19 protein-coding genes and 2 rRNA genes are annotated in these 15,362 nt (G+C 42.8%); 13 read left to right on the forward strand and 8 right to left on the reverse strand.

Going from position 1 to position 15,362, the window contains the following annotated elements:
* Positions 1–239: 239 nt before the first annotated feature.
* The 5 genes from AABK37_RS26115 (at position 240) to AABK37_RS26135 (ending at position 3,353) form a co-directional block, all read left to right on the forward strand.
* The gene (locus AABK37_RS26115; protein ID WP_432554424.1) at positions 240–1,442 is read left to right on the forward strand and encodes an argininosuccinate synthase; all 1,203 of its coding nucleotides are present in this window, start codon (positions 240–242) and stop codon (positions 1,440–1,442) included.
* A gap of 331 nt (positions 1,443–1,773) precedes the next feature.
* On the forward strand, positions 1,774–1,944 hold the full coding sequence (locus tag AABK37_RS26120; RefSeq protein WP_432554425.1) for a hypothetical protein: 171 nt from the start codon (positions 1,774–1,776) through the stop codon (positions 1,942–1,944).
* A gap of 11 nt (positions 1,945–1,955) precedes the next feature.
* Positions 1,956–2,354 (forward strand): sensor histidine kinase, encoded by a 399-nt coding sequence (locus tag AABK37_RS26125; protein ID WP_432554426.1) that lies wholly within the window; start codon positions 1,956–1,958, stop codon positions 2,352–2,354.
* Positions 2,248–3,027 carry an ATP-binding response regulator gene (locus AABK37_RS26130; protein WP_432554427.1) on the forward strand — a complete coding sequence of 260 codons (780 nt, stop codon included), beginning with the start codon at positions 2,248–2,250 and terminating at the stop codon, positions 3,025–3,027. The genes AABK37_RS26125 and AABK37_RS26130 overlap by 107 nt, the downstream gene beginning before the upstream one ends.
* The gene (locus tag AABK37_RS26135) at positions 3,027–3,353 is read left to right on the forward strand and encodes a hypothetical protein (RefSeq protein WP_432554428.1); all 327 of its coding nucleotides are present in this window, start codon (positions 3,027–3,029) and stop codon (positions 3,351–3,353) included. Before AABK37_RS26130 ends, AABK37_RS26135 begins: the two co-directional genes overlap by 1 nt.
* On the opposite strand, the gene AABK37_RS26140 is transcribed toward AABK37_RS26135, so the two are convergent.
* Positions 3,298–3,930, reverse strand: coding sequence for a DedA family protein (locus AABK37_RS26140; protein ID WP_432554429.1), 633 nt, complete (start codon positions 3,928–3,930; stop codon positions 3,298–3,300). The two genes, AABK37_RS26135 and AABK37_RS26140, sit on opposite strands and share 56 nt — an antisense overlap.
* 446 nt (positions 3,931–4,376) lie before the next feature.
* On the opposite strand from AABK37_RS26140, the gene AABK37_RS26145 reads away from it, so the two are divergent.
* Positions 4,377–4,727, forward strand: a complete 351-nt coding sequence (locus AABK37_RS26145; RefSeq protein ID WP_432554430.1) for an STAS domain-containing protein — start codon at positions 4,377–4,379, stop codon at positions 4,725–4,727.
* A gap of 327 nt (positions 4,728–5,054) precedes the next feature.
* Here AABK37_RS26145 and AABK37_RS26150 read toward each other — a convergent pair whose 3' ends face one another.
* Together AABK37_RS26150 and AABK37_RS26155 are read right to left on the reverse strand one after the other, a co-directional pair.
* A complete protein-coding gene (locus tag AABK37_RS26150; protein ID WP_432554442.1) occupies positions 5,055–5,453 on the reverse strand; it encodes an IS607 family transposase in 399 nt (132 codons plus the stop codon).
* Between the two features lie 289 nt (positions 5,454–5,742).
* Positions 5,743–6,303: an Npun_F5560 family protein gene (locus tag AABK37_RS26155; protein ID WP_432554431.1), complete on the reverse strand. Its 561-nt coding sequence runs from the start codon at positions 6,301–6,303 to the stop codon at positions 5,743–5,745.
* Between the two features lie 176 nt (positions 6,304–6,479).
* Here AABK37_RS26155 and AABK37_RS26160 point away from each other — a divergent pair, with 176 nt between their 5' ends.
* On the forward strand, positions 6,480–6,677 hold the full coding sequence (locus tag AABK37_RS26160) for a hypothetical protein (RefSeq protein WP_432554432.1): 198 nt from the start codon (positions 6,480–6,482) through the stop codon (positions 6,675–6,677).
* Here AABK37_RS26160 and rpsF read toward each other — a convergent pair.
* Positions 6,641–6,967, reverse strand: a complete 327-nt coding sequence (gene rpsF / locus AABK37_RS26165; protein ID WP_432554433.1) for a 30S ribosomal protein S6 — start codon at positions 6,965–6,967, stop codon at positions 6,641–6,643. The genes AABK37_RS26160 and rpsF overlap by 37 nt on opposite strands.
* 345 nt (positions 6,968–7,312) lie before the next feature.
* Between rpsF and AABK37_RS26170 the strand changes: the two genes are divergently transcribed.
* Complete coding sequence (locus AABK37_RS26170) at positions 7,313–8,086, forward strand: fumarylacetoacetate hydrolase family protein (protein ID WP_432554434.1); 774 nt, start codon at positions 7,313–7,315, stop codon at positions 8,084–8,086.
* Positions 8,087–8,089: 3 nt separating this feature from the next.
* Here the strand turns inward: AABK37_RS26170 and AABK37_RS26175 are convergent, their stop codons facing one another.
* Entirely contained in the window at positions 8,090–8,569 is a 480-nt protein-coding gene (locus AABK37_RS26175; RefSeq protein WP_432554435.1) for a Tic20 family protein, read from the reverse strand.
* Between the two features lie 83 nt (positions 8,570–8,652).
* Entirely contained in the window at positions 8,653–8,850 is a 198-nt protein-coding gene (locus AABK37_RS26180; protein WP_432554436.1) for a hypothetical protein, read from the reverse strand.
* Positions 8,851–9,083: 233 nt separating this feature from the next.
* Here AABK37_RS26180 and glyA point away from each other — a divergent pair, with 233 nt between their 5' ends.
* The 5 genes from glyA (at position 9,084) to AABK37_RS26205 (ending at position 14,874) form a co-directional block, all read left to right on the forward strand.
* Positions 9,084–10,367, forward strand: coding sequence for a serine hydroxymethyltransferase (glyA, locus tag AABK37_RS26185; protein WP_432554437.1), 1,284 nt, complete (start codon positions 9,084–9,086; stop codon positions 10,365–10,367).
* Positions 10,368–10,756: 389 nt separating this feature from the next.
* On the forward strand, positions 10,757–11,803 hold the full coding sequence (locus AABK37_RS26190; RefSeq protein WP_432554438.1) for a glycosyltransferase family 4 protein: 1,047 nt from the start codon (positions 10,757–10,759) through the stop codon (positions 11,801–11,803).
* Between the two features lie 186 nt (positions 11,804–11,989).
* On the forward strand, positions 11,990–13,249 hold the full coding sequence (locus AABK37_RS26195) for a competence/damage-inducible protein A (protein ID WP_432554439.1): 1,260 nt from the start codon (positions 11,990–11,992) through the stop codon (positions 13,247–13,249).
* 563 nt (positions 13,250–13,812) lie between these two features.
* Complete coding sequence (locus AABK37_RS26200) at positions 13,813–14,205, forward strand: J domain-containing protein (protein WP_432554440.1); 393 nt, start codon at positions 13,813–13,815, stop codon at positions 14,203–14,205.
* Positions 14,206–14,250: 45 nt separating this feature from the next.
* Positions 14,251–14,874, forward strand: a complete 624-nt coding sequence (locus AABK37_RS26205; RefSeq protein WP_432554441.1) for a hypothetical protein — start codon at positions 14,251–14,253, stop codon at positions 14,872–14,874.
* Between the two features lie 150 nt (positions 14,875–15,024).
* On the opposite strand, the gene rrf is transcribed toward AABK37_RS26205, so the two are convergent.
* Positions 15,025–15,142 (reverse strand): 5S ribosomal RNA (gene rrf, locus AABK37_RS26210).
* 130 nt (positions 15,143–15,272) lie between these two features.
* Positions 15,273–15,362, reverse strand: a 23S ribosomal RNA gene (locus AABK37_RS26215); the annotation flags it as partial.

Consider the following 15,362-nt stretch of genomic DNA (forward strand, 5'->3'; position numbering starts at 1 on the left):
AACTTTGATGAAGAGAATGCCTAAATTAAATATACTTATGATTTATTTTTAGTAAAATCCAAGTACTATTACTTATTCGCGAACAACAACCCAGGTAACTCCTGCGAACCCCGGTAACTCCTGCGAAACCGGGGTTCTAAGCTTTGCGATTTTCAATGTGATGAAATAATTGTATTTTTGATTCCAAATTAGTTAGATAATATTGACTCATTATTTCGTTTTGCTATCAGGAGTTTTGAATGGGTCGCGCTAAAAAGGTTGTTCTGGCATATTCTGGTGGAGTAGATACCTCAGTTTGCATTCCCTACTTGATGCATGAGTGGGGTGTGGAAGAAGTGATTGCGCTAGCAGCAGATTTAGGTCAGGGCGATGAATTAGAGCCAGTTCGAGAAAAAGCTTTAAAATCGGGTGCAAGTGAATCTCTGGTAGCGGATGTCAAAGATAGATTTGTTAAAGATTACGCCTTTGGAGCGATTCAAGCAAACGCTCTTTATGAAAATCGCTATCCTTTGGGAACTGCGCTTGCGCGTCCGTTGATTGCTAAGATATTAGTAGAAGCCGCAGAAAAATACGGTGCAGATGCGATCGCTCACGGTTGCACTGGTAAAGGTAACGATCAGGTACGCTTTGATGTATCCTGTGCAGCACTGAACCCCAATCTGAAGATACTAGCACCAGCGCGGGAATGGGGAATGAGTCGTGAAGAAACCATCGCTTATGGCGAACGTTTTGGTATTTCCTCACCAGTGAAAAAGAAATCCCCCTACAGTATTGATAAAAATTTGCTCGGTCGCAGCATAGAAGCTGGTGTTCTGGAAGATCCGGCAGTTGAACCACCAGAAGAAATTTATCAGATGACGAAAGCGATCGCCGACACCCCCAACGAACCAGAATACATTGAAATCGGTTTCACTCAAGGCATTCCTACCACCCTCAACGGAGAAGCTAAAAACCCAGTTGCGCTAATTGAACAACTCAACTCTTCAGCCGGCAACCACGGTATCGGGCGGATTGATATGATAGAAAACCGCTTGGTAGGCATTAAATCGCGGGAAATCTACGAATCACCAGCAATGTTAGTATTAATTCAAGCACACCGAGATTTAGAAAGCCTGACTTTAACCGCAGATATTACCCACTACAAGCGTGGTATTGAAGAAACTTATACCCAAATGGTTTACAACGGTTTGTGGTACAGTCCACTCAAAGCTGCATTGGATGCGTTTATTCAAAAAACTCAAGAGCGAGTTTCCGGAACTGTGCGAGTAAAACTGTTTAAAGGTAACGCCACGATAGTTGGGCGTACTTCTGAAAATACCCTTTACACACCAGATTTGGCAACCTACGGAGCTGAAGATCAATTCGATCATAAAGCAGCCGAAGGCTTTATTTACGTTTGGGGACTACCAACACGTATTTGGGCACAGCGGGGGAAGAGTTAGTGGAATTTGGATAGTTGTTAGTGGATAGGGGATAGGGGATAGTTGTTAGTGGATAGGGGATAGGGGATAGGGGATAGTAGGAGCGTGATTACTCCCTTCCCGCTATAAAATTACCTATCTTCTTTTCCTTCCTCCTTCTCCTTCACGCCTACGCGGCTGGGCGAACGTGTACGAGCGTGTCTTCTCCTTCACGCCTACGCGGCTGGGCGAACGCGGTTCGTTAAATAGGTATTCTTTGAGCGGGAAGGGAGTAGAAGTGCTTTTTGACAACTAACTACCAACTACTAACAACGCTCCAACGCTTCAACGCTCCCACTAACCCCCAACAATTATGAAACGATCGCACTCACAACAAATTACAATCGGGCTGGGGTTAGCATTGGCGTTGTTAGTTGCCAATACTGTGGTATCTTATCGCAATACCTTGAAGCTGATTTCAAATCAGCGGTTGGTGACTCATACCCAACAGGTTTTAATTGAGTTAGAAGCGACTCTCGCTTAATGCGAGGACAAATGCAACTGGAAAAGTCACCCGTCGATTTGGCGAATGTGATTGAAAATACACTCAATACCGTAGAGTTGACGGCTCAAGCCAAATCCCTAAAGCTGATATCTATACTTAATGGCTCAGTCGGGCAAGTTATGGGCGATCAAAATCGCTTGCAGCAAATTGTCTGGAACTTACTTTCTAACGCCATCAAGTTTACACCGCCCGAAGGAACGATAGAAATTCGATTGTCGCAAGTAGAGGACAGGGGGATAAGGGGACAAGGGGCGACGGGTGTGGGGACAAGGGGCGACGGGTGTGGGGACAAACAGGAATTTCTCCCTTGTCCTCCCCCTCCCCCTTGTCCCCCCCTCTCCCCCCTCCCCATCCCCCCATGCCCAAATTACAGTCAGCGATACAGGTGAAGGCATTACCTCGGACTTTCTCCCCTATATTTTCGAGCGATTTCGCCAAGCAGATAGTAAATTTTCCCACTCTCGCAATGGACTTGGTTTAGGATTAGCGATCGTTCGGCAATTGGTGGAACTCCACGGTGGAACTGTCACAGCAGAAAGTAAAGGAAAAGGACAGGGAACTACTTTTACAGTGCTTCTGCCACTTGCGACTGTTGAACCTCAATTAAACAATGTACCAACTAATAAAGATGAAGTCTCATTCAACGCAACTCAACTTCTTGATGGGTTGCAAGTGCTGGCTGTTGATGATGACGATGATACGCTAGAGTTGCTGTCTATGATTTTAGAAGAGGAAGGTGCAAAAGTAACAGCAGTTTCCTCAGTTAATCAAGCTTTGCAAGTTTTGGAAACACTCAAGCCAGATATACTCATCAGTGATATTGGAATGCCAGATGCCGATGGATACGATTTGATTCGTCAAATCAGGCTAAATGAAACGCTTAACGGGGAAATGTTAAGAGCGATCACTTTGACGGCTTATGGCAGAAATGAAGATGAAAAATGGGCGTTGGCAGCTGGTTTTCAACTTTATCTCGCCAAACCAGTTGAGCCGATGATTTTGGTAGAAGCGATCGCTAATCTAACTGCACACAACGCAAATATGGTAATGGGGAATGGGTAATGGGGAATGGGGAGATGGGGAGATGGGGAGAGGGGGGGAGGGGGGAAAGAAGAATTATTCTCCAAGTCCAGTGGACACGTTCCACGGGCGGGGACACCACATGCTTCAACGTTCGTGACCTCACGAGCGGGTTCGCCACTACGAATGGACCCAAACCGACACCGCGCTGCCTTGACTCACCGCAACGCAGTGGCGAGTGGAAAATACGCACTCGCGCTCGTCCTCCCCTTGTCCCCACACCCGTCGCCCCTTGTCCCCACTCCCCACTCCCTACTCCCCACTCCCTAATTCTTTCGCTTGCCGAGCCTCCAGCCACAGCGGTATAACTATGACTGCAACCAGAATTAGCAACGCGGCTAGAGCAAATTGACTTGCCCAAGCAACCAATTGTTCTAAGGGAACAATTTTTCCCGCAAAGAAAGCTAATGTCACCATTGCACTAGCCCAGGTAGTTGCTCCTGCTAAGTTATACAAAAAGAATTTGCCGAAGGGCATCTCAGCTATACCTGCTAGTGGTGAAGCGAAAATTCGCAGTAATGCAAAAAAGCGCCCAAAAAATACAGCTTTACCAGCATTTTCACTAAATTTATCTTTAATATTCAGTAGCCGCTGTTCGGAAATCCGAAAAATGCTACCAGCTCGCAACAAAAAAGACCAACCGCCAAATCTACCAATCCAATAGCCGCAGATACCGCCAATAAATGCACCTGCGATCGCATCACCCAAAACCAGCCAATAATTCAATTCATTACTGCCAGCAAGAAACCCACCTACTAAAGTCACGGTTTCTCCAGGAAGGGGAATTCCTAAATTTTCTAATAAAATTCCCAAAAAAACAGCCCAATAACCATACTGGTGGGCAACTTCCTGGATGTTTTCTAGCGATATAAACTCAAGAGACATCCAGCACCGCCATATGAAACAAATTTTTACTTTTACTATCTATCTTTGCTTTTTTTTCGGTGGTGTGTCAATTAAATTCCACCTGTTACATAGATAATACTCAATAATTATTATTTATTTTTCTCTATAAGTTCTCTGACTCTATATCATATCCGCAGATTTACGGAAATGAAATTACAAAGAATTTATATAAACTTTATAAATCTCTGCGAAAAATATAAAAATTTCGTAAAAGATACGGATGTTACCGAATTTCCTAAAGGCTTATGCCTATATTAATTAAAGTTAACACAAATTATACGGCATCAATACTGACAATATCTTTTTTAAAAGCATTGCTGTCTGAACCTTAGTATAAGGTAAAACCAGTAACCTTTTGATTGAAAGAAAAGTAGTATTAATGTTGTTTTCCTGTTTTTTTTAATTCCAACTACCCTGTAAAATTCATGATCGCACAAGAATGTCAAGTGATTTTGTTCAAACCCCAAGGAAGCATAGACAGAGAAGGTGGTAAGGCTTTAAGCGAACAAATGGCTACTGTGAAACCTCAGCGCGATCAACTCTGGGTTATTGATTTAGCTGAAGTGGATTTAATGGATAGTTCTGGCTTGGTTCCCTTAATAAAAGGATTGAAAATAGCCCGACAAAGCGGTTGTCGCTTAGTTATTTGCAATTGTTCGGCTTCTGTGCGGTTAATTTTGGAACTTACCCAACTAGACTCTGTTTTTGAAATTTTTGATACTTACCAAGATATATTCACCATTGCCAAGGATACCAGTTTGGTGGTATCAGCCTGAGATTATATCTCAAGCGAGAGAATAATGATGAGGCGAAAAGCGCAGTTAAGCACTATCAATCACGCTCTAAATAAACATGACTGTTTATACCTAGATTGCCGTCCAGGTTAGCAATAAACGATCGCAGTCGTTTAAGATAAATTTCACGCTTTTTATAATCCAAATCGCATCTGATAAATGCAAGGGCTGGTAGTAATTTAAGTTATGCACAGAATAAATTTAATAGAGCAATTTTTCACAGCATAACTTCTTCAACTAGCCCTATCACCTCGCCATATCAATAACCTTTGGGTATGGTTACTTGTTAGCCATAACCAATCGCTACTTCTATCTGTAAGAAATACTGATGTTACCTGTGTCAGGGTGGGCAACGACAATACGTTGGATATCACCGTCGATGATTCGTTCCAAAATTGCGAGGAATTTTTTCCTCCGGAAATTGAGTCCGCTTCCAGTTTCTGAAATAACTTCAGCCTCTGGGTATCTTGAGCGTAAATGTTCAAGTTGTCGCTGCAAATCGTCTGATTGGGAATGAGTCGAAACCCTTCCGTAACAAATAGTTCTAATTGTCCTGGGGATACCTGCGACTTCTTCGATTTCTTCGAGGATGAACCTTCTTTGACCTCCTGGTGTCCGGATTGCTTTGAGCTTTCCTTCGTTCTCCCATCTTCTAAGGGACGAGACGTGGACACCAAGGATTTTTGCTGCTTCCTTGGGGTAGGGGATGTTGCATCAATACCTGCTTAACTCAACTATTGACAACATAGCAGGCTTGAGCAACTTTAAGCGGTATAAAAAGAGAAAAGTTAACTATTTACTCGTCTTTTATGGTTGTTTACTTTTATAGAATAAGCAGCAACCACTTCCACAGAGTTAATTATCTTAGCATATTTTTTGTAATTATGCAGCTAGAAAGTTAAAGCTGACCGATTAAAAAATTGACACGATTAACTTAATAATGTCAAATTGAATCTTCTAATTTTTTGCCCCGCAGTTTGTTGCTTTCGTTACAACTTCAGGCATTCTGGGGGGTAGAAATGTTTGGTTGATCGGATACCGGACGAGAAAAATTAGGCAAATCAATACCGCTGTGACTAGTGGTGCGGGTTTTGAGTGCTAAACGATAGCTGACGCTTTGCAATTCTGCTTGCAGTTGGCGATTTTCCCGTTGTAGGGTTGCGACTTTTTCTCTGACTGGAGACATACGTTCCTCAAACTTACGTCGGTAAATTTGTGGTAATTCTTGTACTACTTGTTCCAACATCCGACTGCGATCGCTTAATTCTTGTACTGTCTGCCGTAATTGATAAATCTCGGCATCACGAGTCGTAATCTGCTCTTGGTAAAATGTCACTTGCTCCTCAACGGCTTGGAGTTGTTCTCGCAATGCTTGCAACTGACTCAAATCTGCTTCAGTCTCCGACCGTTGGGGCATAAAATTAGTATTGCCCTTAACTAGCCGAAAGAGTTCTTGAGATAACTGTTGTACTAATTGATCGCGAAGAAGCAACTCTTGGCGCAGTTGCGATGCTTCCGTAGAAAGAGTTTGGATGGTAGAGGTGTCAGCTTGGCTCACAGTGGCTTACGGTTAAAGTTAAGAATCTTGGACACCTTAGGTATAACGGCAGTGGTACTACCCTTGGCAAGTACTTGTTAATGTAGCATTCGATCGCTAAATCCGTAAAAAGAAAAAAAGGAAATTTATTATAAGAGTGAAAAAAGATTGGAAAATTGGGAATTGGGCATTGGGCAATGGGCATTGGGCAGGAGGAAGGGGGAAGGGGAAAAGGGGAAGGGGGAAAGGGAAAATATTTCTTCTTTCTTGTCCTTTACCCAAAACCCTTTACCCAAAACCCCTCTTCTAATTCCCATTCCCCATGCCCCATGCCCCATGCCCCATTCCCCATTCTTGATTATGAAGCGACGGGTTCTGCTTCTGGTTTTTCTTGAGGGATGTTCTGCTTAATAGTCAGGTAGCGAATTACTTCTTCGCTTAAACGCATAGCGCGTTCCATCGGAGCGATCGCCGCTCCAGGTCCTGTGTAATTCATTTGGATGTAGATGCCGTCTCGGTTACGATTGATTTCATAAGCCAGACGACGCTTACCGCGATTTTGAATTTCGATATTGTCTGCACCTTGCTCCCGAAGCAGGTTCTGGTATTTATTGATTGCTTGCTCTACCTGTTCTTCTCCCAAATCAGGACGCAGGATGTACATTGTTTCGTAAACTGTTTTCATGGTATATGTGTCTCCTTATGGACAAAAAGGCTGCTAATATCAGATGTCGATTTGGATAAAGTTCGCCTTGGCACTCTGACCAACACCGATAAACATCTGAAGCAACAAGGAATTATAATCTTACCAGCTTTCTATTTTAATCAGCAACGCTCCTTTTTTCGCCTAGTTCAAATCTAAGACCTGTGAAACTGCATGTTATTGGGTGAGTGGGTGCTTTACCTATCTTAAGCTTTTTAAATAAAGCACTTTATATTTGGCTTTTTATAGCTATGGCTTGTGAGTTTAGGAATGTGGCTACAAAGAATCGTATTTAATTACAGACAATAAGGATATTCATCAAAAGTTATGGCGCAGCGCTATGTGCGAGTTCAAAATCAAGAAGGTATTATTTACTATGGGTTATTACAAATATCCCTAGATGTTCAGGTGTTGGATGCTCCACCTTGGCTGCAAGGACAACCCACTGATTTGAACTTGGAACCAGACAGCTACCAAATCTTGGCTCCTTGTTCTCCCTCAAAAATTGTCGCGGTGGGCAAGAATTATGCAGATCATGCGGCAGAAATGGGTACGGACGTACCGAGTGAGCCATTAATATTTATGAAGCCACCGACATCTATCATTGCTTCGGAGACAGAAATTAAGTATCCTCGGCAGTCGCAACGGGTAGACTATGAAGGAGAGTTGGCACTGGTGATCGGCGATCGCACTATTGACTGTACACCAGAGGAGGCGCACTCCAAAATTTGGGGTTACACGATCGCCAATGATGTGACAGCGCGGGATTTACAAAAACGCGATGGTCAATGGACGCGAGCCAAAGGTTTTGATACTTTTTGTCCTCTAGGTCCTTGGATTGTCCGAGAATTAAATCCGGGAGCGAGATTGCAAACTTTTTTAAATGAAGATGCCAATCCTGTACAATCTGCTTGTATCGATCAAATGGTCTTTCCTCCAGATTTTTTGGTGTCTTATATTAGTCAAGTGATGACACTACAGCCAGGGGATGTGGTACTCACAGGTACGCCATTGGGGGTAGGTCAATTGCATGTAGGCGATCGCGTCCGCGTGGAAATTGAAGGTATTGGTCGCTTGGAAAACACTGTAACCAAACGTTAACTTCTAACGTGGCAATTGCATGTAAACTGCATCAGAAATAGCGGGAATTTCTGCGTAACGTCCTAGGAGCGACTGAGCAATAGAATATACAACCCCTGCCATGATGCCGAGAAAAATGGTAGTGGATAGGGTTTGTATCGCAAAATCACCAGCCGGAACTAGCCCAACAACCGGGATCAAAATGCCAAACAAAAAGATCACAATATCTAAAAGAATTGCCTGCATCGTGTTAAAACGAACAAAGTGACTGATTTTTTCGTTTCTGATTACGAAGAAAAATAAAGCAAAGAAAATAATTAGTCCGGCATAAGGGACACGGTCGTAAATGTCGTTCAATGGCTCAAGGGGCGAAAACAGCAGTTTTAGAGGTGGAAACTGTGCCCGTAAAGAGCTCCCGAATCTAAAAACCTCAATTACAGGCAGCAAATAAGGTAAGCAAGCAAAAATGCGATCGGAAACTGTTGTAGACCCACGCCAAGACATTGTGCGTTCTCCTGTGGTGAAATTTTAATAGTCACTATGAGCCTAGGATAACGCAGTTACTCGGTCTATAAGCGAATCTGCGCTTATTCTATATGGGCGATGCGGAAGCCCATCATGCACTCGTACTGGTCTGGCTGCTGTTCGCTAAATTTACGAATAGCTTGTCCGCAACGCAGTTGACCTTGACGCCAACGTGGTTGACCGCTTTTGTCAGCAAGTAAACAAGATTGGCAAACCTTGTGAGGGTCAAGGATTTGATCTTCGATTAAAATTACTAGCATCTAATCCCTCGTGTATATCCTTATTGTTACCGACATTTTAGGGGGAGCGCAGTTTCATGTCGATATGAGTAAAGAACGTTATGATAATTAACGCATCGATCGAGGTTGCATTTAATAATAAGTAAGTTAGGACAAAATTTGTCATGGTATGACACTCTTTCAAACACTTTGACGCATGAATGGCGCGTTTTGTGCATCAACCGTTCGGAAAATTTTCTCTAAGGATAACTCAAGTGACTAGAAATAACTCAGAAATTCTTGCCTCTGCCGATCCGGCGATCGCGGAGTTGATTAACCAAGAACTACAACGTCAACGCGACCACTTGGAATTGATTGCTAGTGAGAACTTTACCTCAGCCGCTGTACTTGCGGCTCAAGGTTCAGTCCTGACTAATAAATATGCCGAGGGATTACCTGGTAAGCGTTATTATGGCGGTTGTGAGTTCGTTGACAAAATCGAGCAATTAGCAATTGACCGTGCTAAACAGTTGTTTGGTGCTGCTCATGCGAATGTCCAACCCCATTCTGGCGCACAAGCGAATTTTGCCGTGTTTCTAACGCTGCTGCAACCAGGTGACAAAATTATGGGGATGGATTTGTCTCATGGGGGACATCTCACCCACGGTTCACCTGTAAATGTGTCCGGTAAGTGGTTTCAAGTTTCCCACTACGGCGTGAATAAGGAAACAGAACAGCTTGATTATGAGCAAATTCGAGAGCAGGCGCTAAGGGAGCGTCCTAAGCTTTTAATTTGCGGTTATTCGGCTTATCCTCGTGTAATTGACTTTGAAAAGTTCCGCAGCATTGCTGATGAAGTCGGTGCATACTTACTGGCAGATATTGCCCACATCGCCGGTTTGGTTGCTAGCGGTCTGCACCCCAATCCCATCCCTTATTGTGATGTAGTCACCACAACTACCCATAAAACTCTACGCGGTCCAAGAAGTGGTATAATCTTGACCCGTGACCCAGAATTAGGTAAAAAGTTGGATAAATCAGTTTTCCCAGGTTCTCAAGGTGGACCTTTAGAACATGTGATTGCTGGTAAGGCAGTAGCTTTTGCCGAAGCTTTGAAGCCAGAATTTAAAGCTTATTCGGCTCAAGTGATTTCAAATTCTCGCGCCCTAGCAAATCAACTTATAAATCGGGGCTTCAAGTTGGTGTCAAATGGGACTGATAATCATTTAATGTTAGTGGATTTACGGTCTATTGGCATGACAGGCAAGCAAGCTGAACAGCTGCTGAGTATTGTCAATGTTACCACTAATAAGAATACAGTGCCCTTCGATCCAGAGTCACCATTTGTCACCAGCGGTCTGAGATTGGGTTCCCCAGCAATGACAACGCGGGGTATGGGAGTAAGTGAATTTACTGAGATTGGGAATATTATTGCCGATCGCCTGCTTTCTTTTGAGTCAGAGACAGTTGCTGCTGATTGTCAGCGACGAGTTGCTACGTTATGCGATCGCTTCCCCTTGTATCCTCACTTAGAAATTCCCGTACCAGCTTTAGCATAGGGCAATTTGAGGAGGGGAAAAGGGTAAAGGGAAAAGGGAAAAGGTATGGAAATAAAGAGTTCTTTGAATACGTGTACTATATTTTTCTTCCCCTTTCCCCTTTGCCCAATCATAAGCAGGTGCTACAACGCTTGGTACCCCAACGGACAGTTCGCTCAAGTCAAGCCACTGCGCTATCGCGGCTCTGCCGACAGCCGCGCATGTGGCGCGGGAAACCCTTCCTGTGCGACTGTCCTTTGCAACGCACTGCCTCCCCTTTTTCCCTCTTCAATTACCCAATTCCCAATTTAAAATTCTCATGCTGATTAATGACCCAAATGTAGTAGATATAGGAAGACATATCCCGAAGAGTGATTTTTGTCTAGTCAAACTACTTATTAAAGATACAAATGCCTCCTCAGATTTATCATCTGATTGCCTTCCTTGTGGCTGCCGTAGTCGTTCTCTGGACTACGCCTGATGTCAGAAACATAGGCATAAAAAGTGGACGTGTAGACCAACCTGGTGGTCGAAAAGTTCATCAACGCCCGATGGTGCGCCTGGGAGGAGTTTCTATCTTCGCGGGTACTATAATTTCTCTACTAATTGTTTGGTGGTTGGGTGGATTTGGAATTCTGCCTCCGGAAAAAGAATGGCAAATCTGGGGAGTGACTTTAGGCGGTGTTGGCTTTTTTCTGATTGGTTTAGCAGATGATTTGTTAAACTTATCTCCCCTGACTCGCTTAGTCATGCAAGTTATCGTTGCCGCTGGTGCCTGGAAAGCAGGTGTAAGCATAGATTTTGTTAGCATTCCCACAGTCGGAATAGTTCACCTGGAATGGCTGAGTTTACCTATCACCATTATTTGGTTGGTGGGAATGGTAAATGCCATAAACTGGATTGACGGTTTAGATGGATTAGCTGCCGGGGTATCGGGAATTGCCGCTGTAGTCATGTTGGTAGTGGCGTTGTTTATGCGGCAACCAGCAGCCGCTTTGATTGCAGCAGCTTTAGCCGGGGCTTCACTAGGATTTCTCCGCTATAATTTCAACCCCGCACAAATATTTATGGGAGATGGCGGGGCTTATTTTATGGGATTCACCCTGGCATCTGTCGGTGTAATTGGTTTGGTGAAAATCCCTGCTTTCACCGCCGTGTTACTGCCTTATCTAATTTTGGCAGTGCCGATTGTTGATATGTCCGCCGTGATTTTGGTGCGACTGCGCCACGGCAAATCGCCTTTTAGTGCAGATAAACGCCATCTGCATCACCGATTGCTACAGGCTGGTTTATCCCACAGATTGACAGTTTTATTCATTTACTCTTTAACTCTATGGGTGGGAAGTTTGGCATTAGCGATTGCTGGCATACCCAGTGGCATCGCTTACGCCTGTGCTACCACCTCTTTGGTAAGCTTGATCAGCTGGCGAGTTTGGAAACACGCTCGACAATCATAAAGGATTGGGAGCGTGGATAGTGGATGGTGGGAGCGTGGATAGTGGGAGCGTGGATAGTGGGAGCGTGGATAGTGGGAGCGTGGATAGTGGTAAACAACTATCAACCAACAACTATCAACCAACAACCAACAACTAACAACTAACAACCAACAACCAACAACTAACAACTAACAATTCCCCATTTTGATGAGTGCAGAAATTATTTGTGTTGGTACCGAATTGTTGTTAGGAGATATCCTTAACAGCAATGCTCAATTTTTGGCGCAACAATTAGCACAGTTAGGAATTCCTCACTACTATCAAACGGTGGTGGGAGATAATCCAGAACGGCTGAAACAAGTTATAGAAATTGCTATTTCCAGAGCGCAAATTCTTATTTTTACTGGTGGTCTTGGTCCGACACCCGATGATCTGACATGCGAGGCGATCGCTGATTTTTTTGGTGTACCTTTAGTAGAACGCGCTGACATTATTGAAGATATTACTCGTAAATATGCTTTGCGCGATCGCCTAATGACTCCCAGCAACCGCAAGCAAGCTTTAATTCCTCAAGGTGCAGAAATTTTACCTAACCCCACTGGCACAGCACCCGGTATAATTTGGCAACCCCGTCCAGAATTAACAATTTTCACTTTTCCAGGTGTGCCAAGTGAAATGTATAGAATGTGGCAAGAAACCACAGTACCATTCCTTAAAAGCCAAGGTTGGGGAAAGGAAATTATTTACAGCCGGATGTTAAAGTTTTGGGGTATTGCTGAATCTGCTTTAGCAGAAAAGGTGTCATCTTATTTGAATTTGCCTAACCCAACGGTAGCGCCTTATGCAGCAAAGGGGGAAGTACGCTTGCGAGTTTCTGCAAAAGCTGCTTCACAAGCGGCAGCGCAGGAATTGATTTCACCTGTTGAGAAACAACTCAAAGACATTGCGGGGTTAGATTATTATGGTGCTGATGATGACACTCTTGCCTCAGTGGGGGGTGAGTTGTTGCGATCGGCTGGGTCAACGCTTTCAGTAGCAGAATCCTGCACAGGTGGGGGGTTGGGGCAGATGTTGACGGAAATTTCTGGTAGTTCTGAATACTTCTGGGGTGGGGTAATTTCTTACGACAACTCGGTGAAAGTTGGATTGCTGGGGGTGAACCCGGAAGACTTAGCGAAATTTGGGGCAGTAAGCGCTACTGTAGCAGAACAAATGGCAATTGGAGTGCGATCGCGTCTCGCAACCACTTGGGGACTAAGTATCACTGGTGTCGCAGGACCTGGTGGGGGAACTGATACAAAGCCGGTGGGTTTAGTTTATATCGGTTTAGCCAGAGCAAATGGCGAAGTGGAAAGTTTTGAATATCGATTTGGTGCAGTGCGAGGTCGGTCTTTGATTCGTCACGTCAGCGCGTGTACCGCGTTAGATAATTTGCGCCGGAAATTGTTGAGTAGCGTTCTTCCATAAAAAAAAAGCTTGTGTGATTTGATTCACAATCGAGTCAGCGAGTTCCAAGCAACCACAGGAATAATTCGACTTGCCTAAATTGTATCAGGGTCAACGCCGTGGGTAATTCTATTATCTTAGCGCCAGTAACAACAGCCCTTTTACTTGACAAAGTTGAGATAGGGCGATCGCTTTATTATATGGTTAAGGTGCGATAGCCCTTAAACCCACTTCCCAAATCTACCTCTTAACAGGGGCGGCAGTTTTTTTAAGTTTACAGTCAGTGAAAAAGGCGATCGCTTTACATCTACACGTCTTAACTCAATCAAGACAGTTGAGCCTTATTCATCGGTGCAATAGCTATCCTAATAATCTCAACGGTAAAAACTCGCACTTTTCACAATTTATGGTTGAATTTACTACCTTAATCTAACTGGGGTCTATTTTCACCTAAGCAATTCATCTAAATTACTAATAATAAATTATTTTTTCTCAGTAAAATTACCCTTCTCTCTTTTTATTTATAAAAATTATATTAAATATACAATACAAATAATTTTACTTTTAAAAGGTAACAAATATCTATGAGTTATAAGGAGCAAGGTTTTAATATTAATCAAATTAATATATGTTATCAAATACTTGAATTGGAGCCGGAAGCATCTTGGGAACAGGTAAAGCTGGCATATAAAGAACTAGCTATTGTATGGCATCCAGATAGATTTACTCACAATCCTAAACTCCAGCAAAAAGCACAAGAAAGATTAAAAAGAATAAATCAAGCATATGAAATATTAAGAGCTTATTATCGCAAGCAACATGCTTCTGCATCAAGATCAGTTGCAGAGCCACCCCTACCCCCACCTCCACCTCCATCTCAAAAACAATCAACAAATTTTCCAAATCGTACATCAACCGACAAAAAAACTACCAAAGAAGCAACACTATCTTTAAATCCGAAAGATATAAATACATAATTTAAAGGTATTTTTACAATACCTAATTATTTAGCGTTAGTAAGTATGTTTGTACCTCAGTTTATATTAATTGTTATGTTAAGCTTTACAGGAAAATCTACGAATAATTCAGAGTTTAAAAATTCCGGTGATGCTTTGACAGCAATATTTTTATTTTTAGCATATGTTTTTGCCTGGTTGTGCGGGCAAGGAGCAATAGCTTACTACAGCTATCAAAAACTAAAGAATAAAAGTACAACTATTTCTGAAGCAATAAATGAATCTATTAACAAATTTCCTCAGTTTTTAGGAGCAACAATACTATATTGGATTATTGTGGTTATAGGAATAATACTTTTTATCATACCAGGAATGTATCTAGGATTTTCCTTAATCTTTTACCTGCAAACAATCATCATTGAAAAATGTTCTGTAATACAATCTTTTAAACGAAGTTGGCAGATTGTTAAAGGTTATAGAAAAATGATTTTTTTGAACTTACTGATGCTGGGTGGTGCAACAAATAAAATAAATAGGATGACTTGGAGTGATGATGTTCTAATATCATTTTTGGGACAGCTATTAAACTTATTTATAGTCCCATGTTTGATTGCGTATAACACGACTATGTATAAAAGAATTGTGGATTTTAAAAATAAAATCGGAGATAGCGAAGCAGTTACCAGATAATAGAGGATGTCTATAATTACTTTAGAACGCTGCTGATTAGATTGCACTTAAACTAGCTAACAATACCACTAATAATATAGCAAAAATAAAAAGCCCCTCTGAATTTCATCAGAGAGGCTTTTGGTTATTTTGGTTTTATTGAAATATAAATCCTGGCATCGAGCTATTTTGGCGTAGGGCTACCCCTAGACTATCGTCGCCGCTGCGGCGTTTCACCTCTGAGTTCGGGATGGGGTCAGTGTGGTTCCACCGCGCAATTAACACCAGGAAAACCTGTGGTTTTCGGGTATGGGGAATTGGGAATCGGGCAAACGTGTTTGATTATTTGTTTCAATGCCGATTGCCCAATTGACAAAACCCTTGAGACTGCTGTGTGAAGCGAATTAACCAATTGTCTAGAGGTCAAGCCCTCGGTCTATTAGCACGGCTCGGCTGCATACATTACTGCACTTCCACCTACCGCCTATTAACAAGTGTTCTACTTGTGA

This window comes from Tolypothrix sp. VBCCA 56010, assembly GCF_050875635.1.
GTDB lineage: Bacteria > Cyanobacteriota > Cyanobacteriia > Cyanobacteriales > Nostocaceae > Hassallia.

What these genes read in the sequence shown, in the direction of transcription:
- AABK37_RS26115 (WP_432554424.1), top strand. Translation starts at nt 240, where the DNA reads ATGGGTCGCGCTAAAAAGGTTGTTCTGGCATATTCTGGTGGAGTAGAT.
- AABK37_RS26120 (WP_432554425.1), top strand. Translation starts at nt 1,774, where the DNA reads ATGAAACGATCGCACTCACAACAAATTACAATCGGGCTGGGGTTAGCA.
- AABK37_RS26125 (WP_432554426.1), top strand. Translation starts at nt 1,956, where the DNA reads ATGCAACTGGAAAAGTCACCCGTCGATTTGGCGAATGTGATTGAAAAT.
- AABK37_RS26135 (WP_432554428.1), top strand. Translation starts at nt 3,027, where the DNA reads ATGGGGAATGGGGAGATGGGGAGATGGGGAGAGGGGGGGAGGGGGGAA.
- AABK37_RS26140 (WP_432554429.1), bottom strand. Translation starts at nt 3,930, where the DNA reads ATGTCTCTTGAGTTTATATCGCTAGAAAACATCCAGGAAGTTGCCCAC.
- AABK37_RS26145 (WP_432554430.1), top strand. Translation starts at nt 4,377, where the DNA reads ATGATCGCACAAGAATGTCAAGTGATTTTGTTCAAACCCCAAGGAAGC.
- AABK37_RS26160 (WP_432554432.1), top strand. Translation starts at nt 6,480, where the DNA reads ATGGGCATTGGGCAGGAGGAAGGGGGAAGGGGAAAAGGGGAAGGGGGA.
- rpsF (WP_432554433.1), bottom strand. Translation starts at nt 6,967, where the DNA reads ATGAAAACAGTTTACGAAACAATGTACATCCTGCGTCCTGATTTGGGA.
- AABK37_RS26170 (WP_432554434.1), top strand. Translation starts at nt 7,313, where the DNA reads ATGGCGCAGCGCTATGTGCGAGTTCAAAATCAAGAAGGTATTATTTAC.
- AABK37_RS26175 (WP_432554435.1), bottom strand. Translation starts at nt 8,569, where the DNA reads ATGTCTTGGCGTGGGTCTACAACAGTTTCCGATCGCATTTTTGCTTGC.
- AABK37_RS26180 (WP_432554436.1), bottom strand. Translation starts at nt 8,850, where the DNA reads ATGCTAGTAATTTTAATCGAAGATCAAATCCTTGACCCTCACAAGGTT.
- AABK37_RS26190 (WP_432554438.1), top strand. Translation starts at nt 10,757, where the DNA reads ATGCCTCCTCAGATTTATCATCTGATTGCCTTCCTTGTGGCTGCCGTA.
- AABK37_RS26195 (WP_432554439.1), top strand. Translation starts at nt 11,990, where the DNA reads ATGAGTGCAGAAATTATTTGTGTTGGTACCGAATTGTTGTTAGGAGAT.
- AABK37_RS26200 (WP_432554440.1), top strand. Translation starts at nt 13,813, where the DNA reads ATGAGTTATAAGGAGCAAGGTTTTAATATTAATCAAATTAATATATGT.
- AABK37_RS26205 (WP_432554441.1), top strand. Translation starts at nt 14,251, where the DNA reads ATGTTTGTACCTCAGTTTATATTAATTGTTATGTTAAGCTTTACAGGA.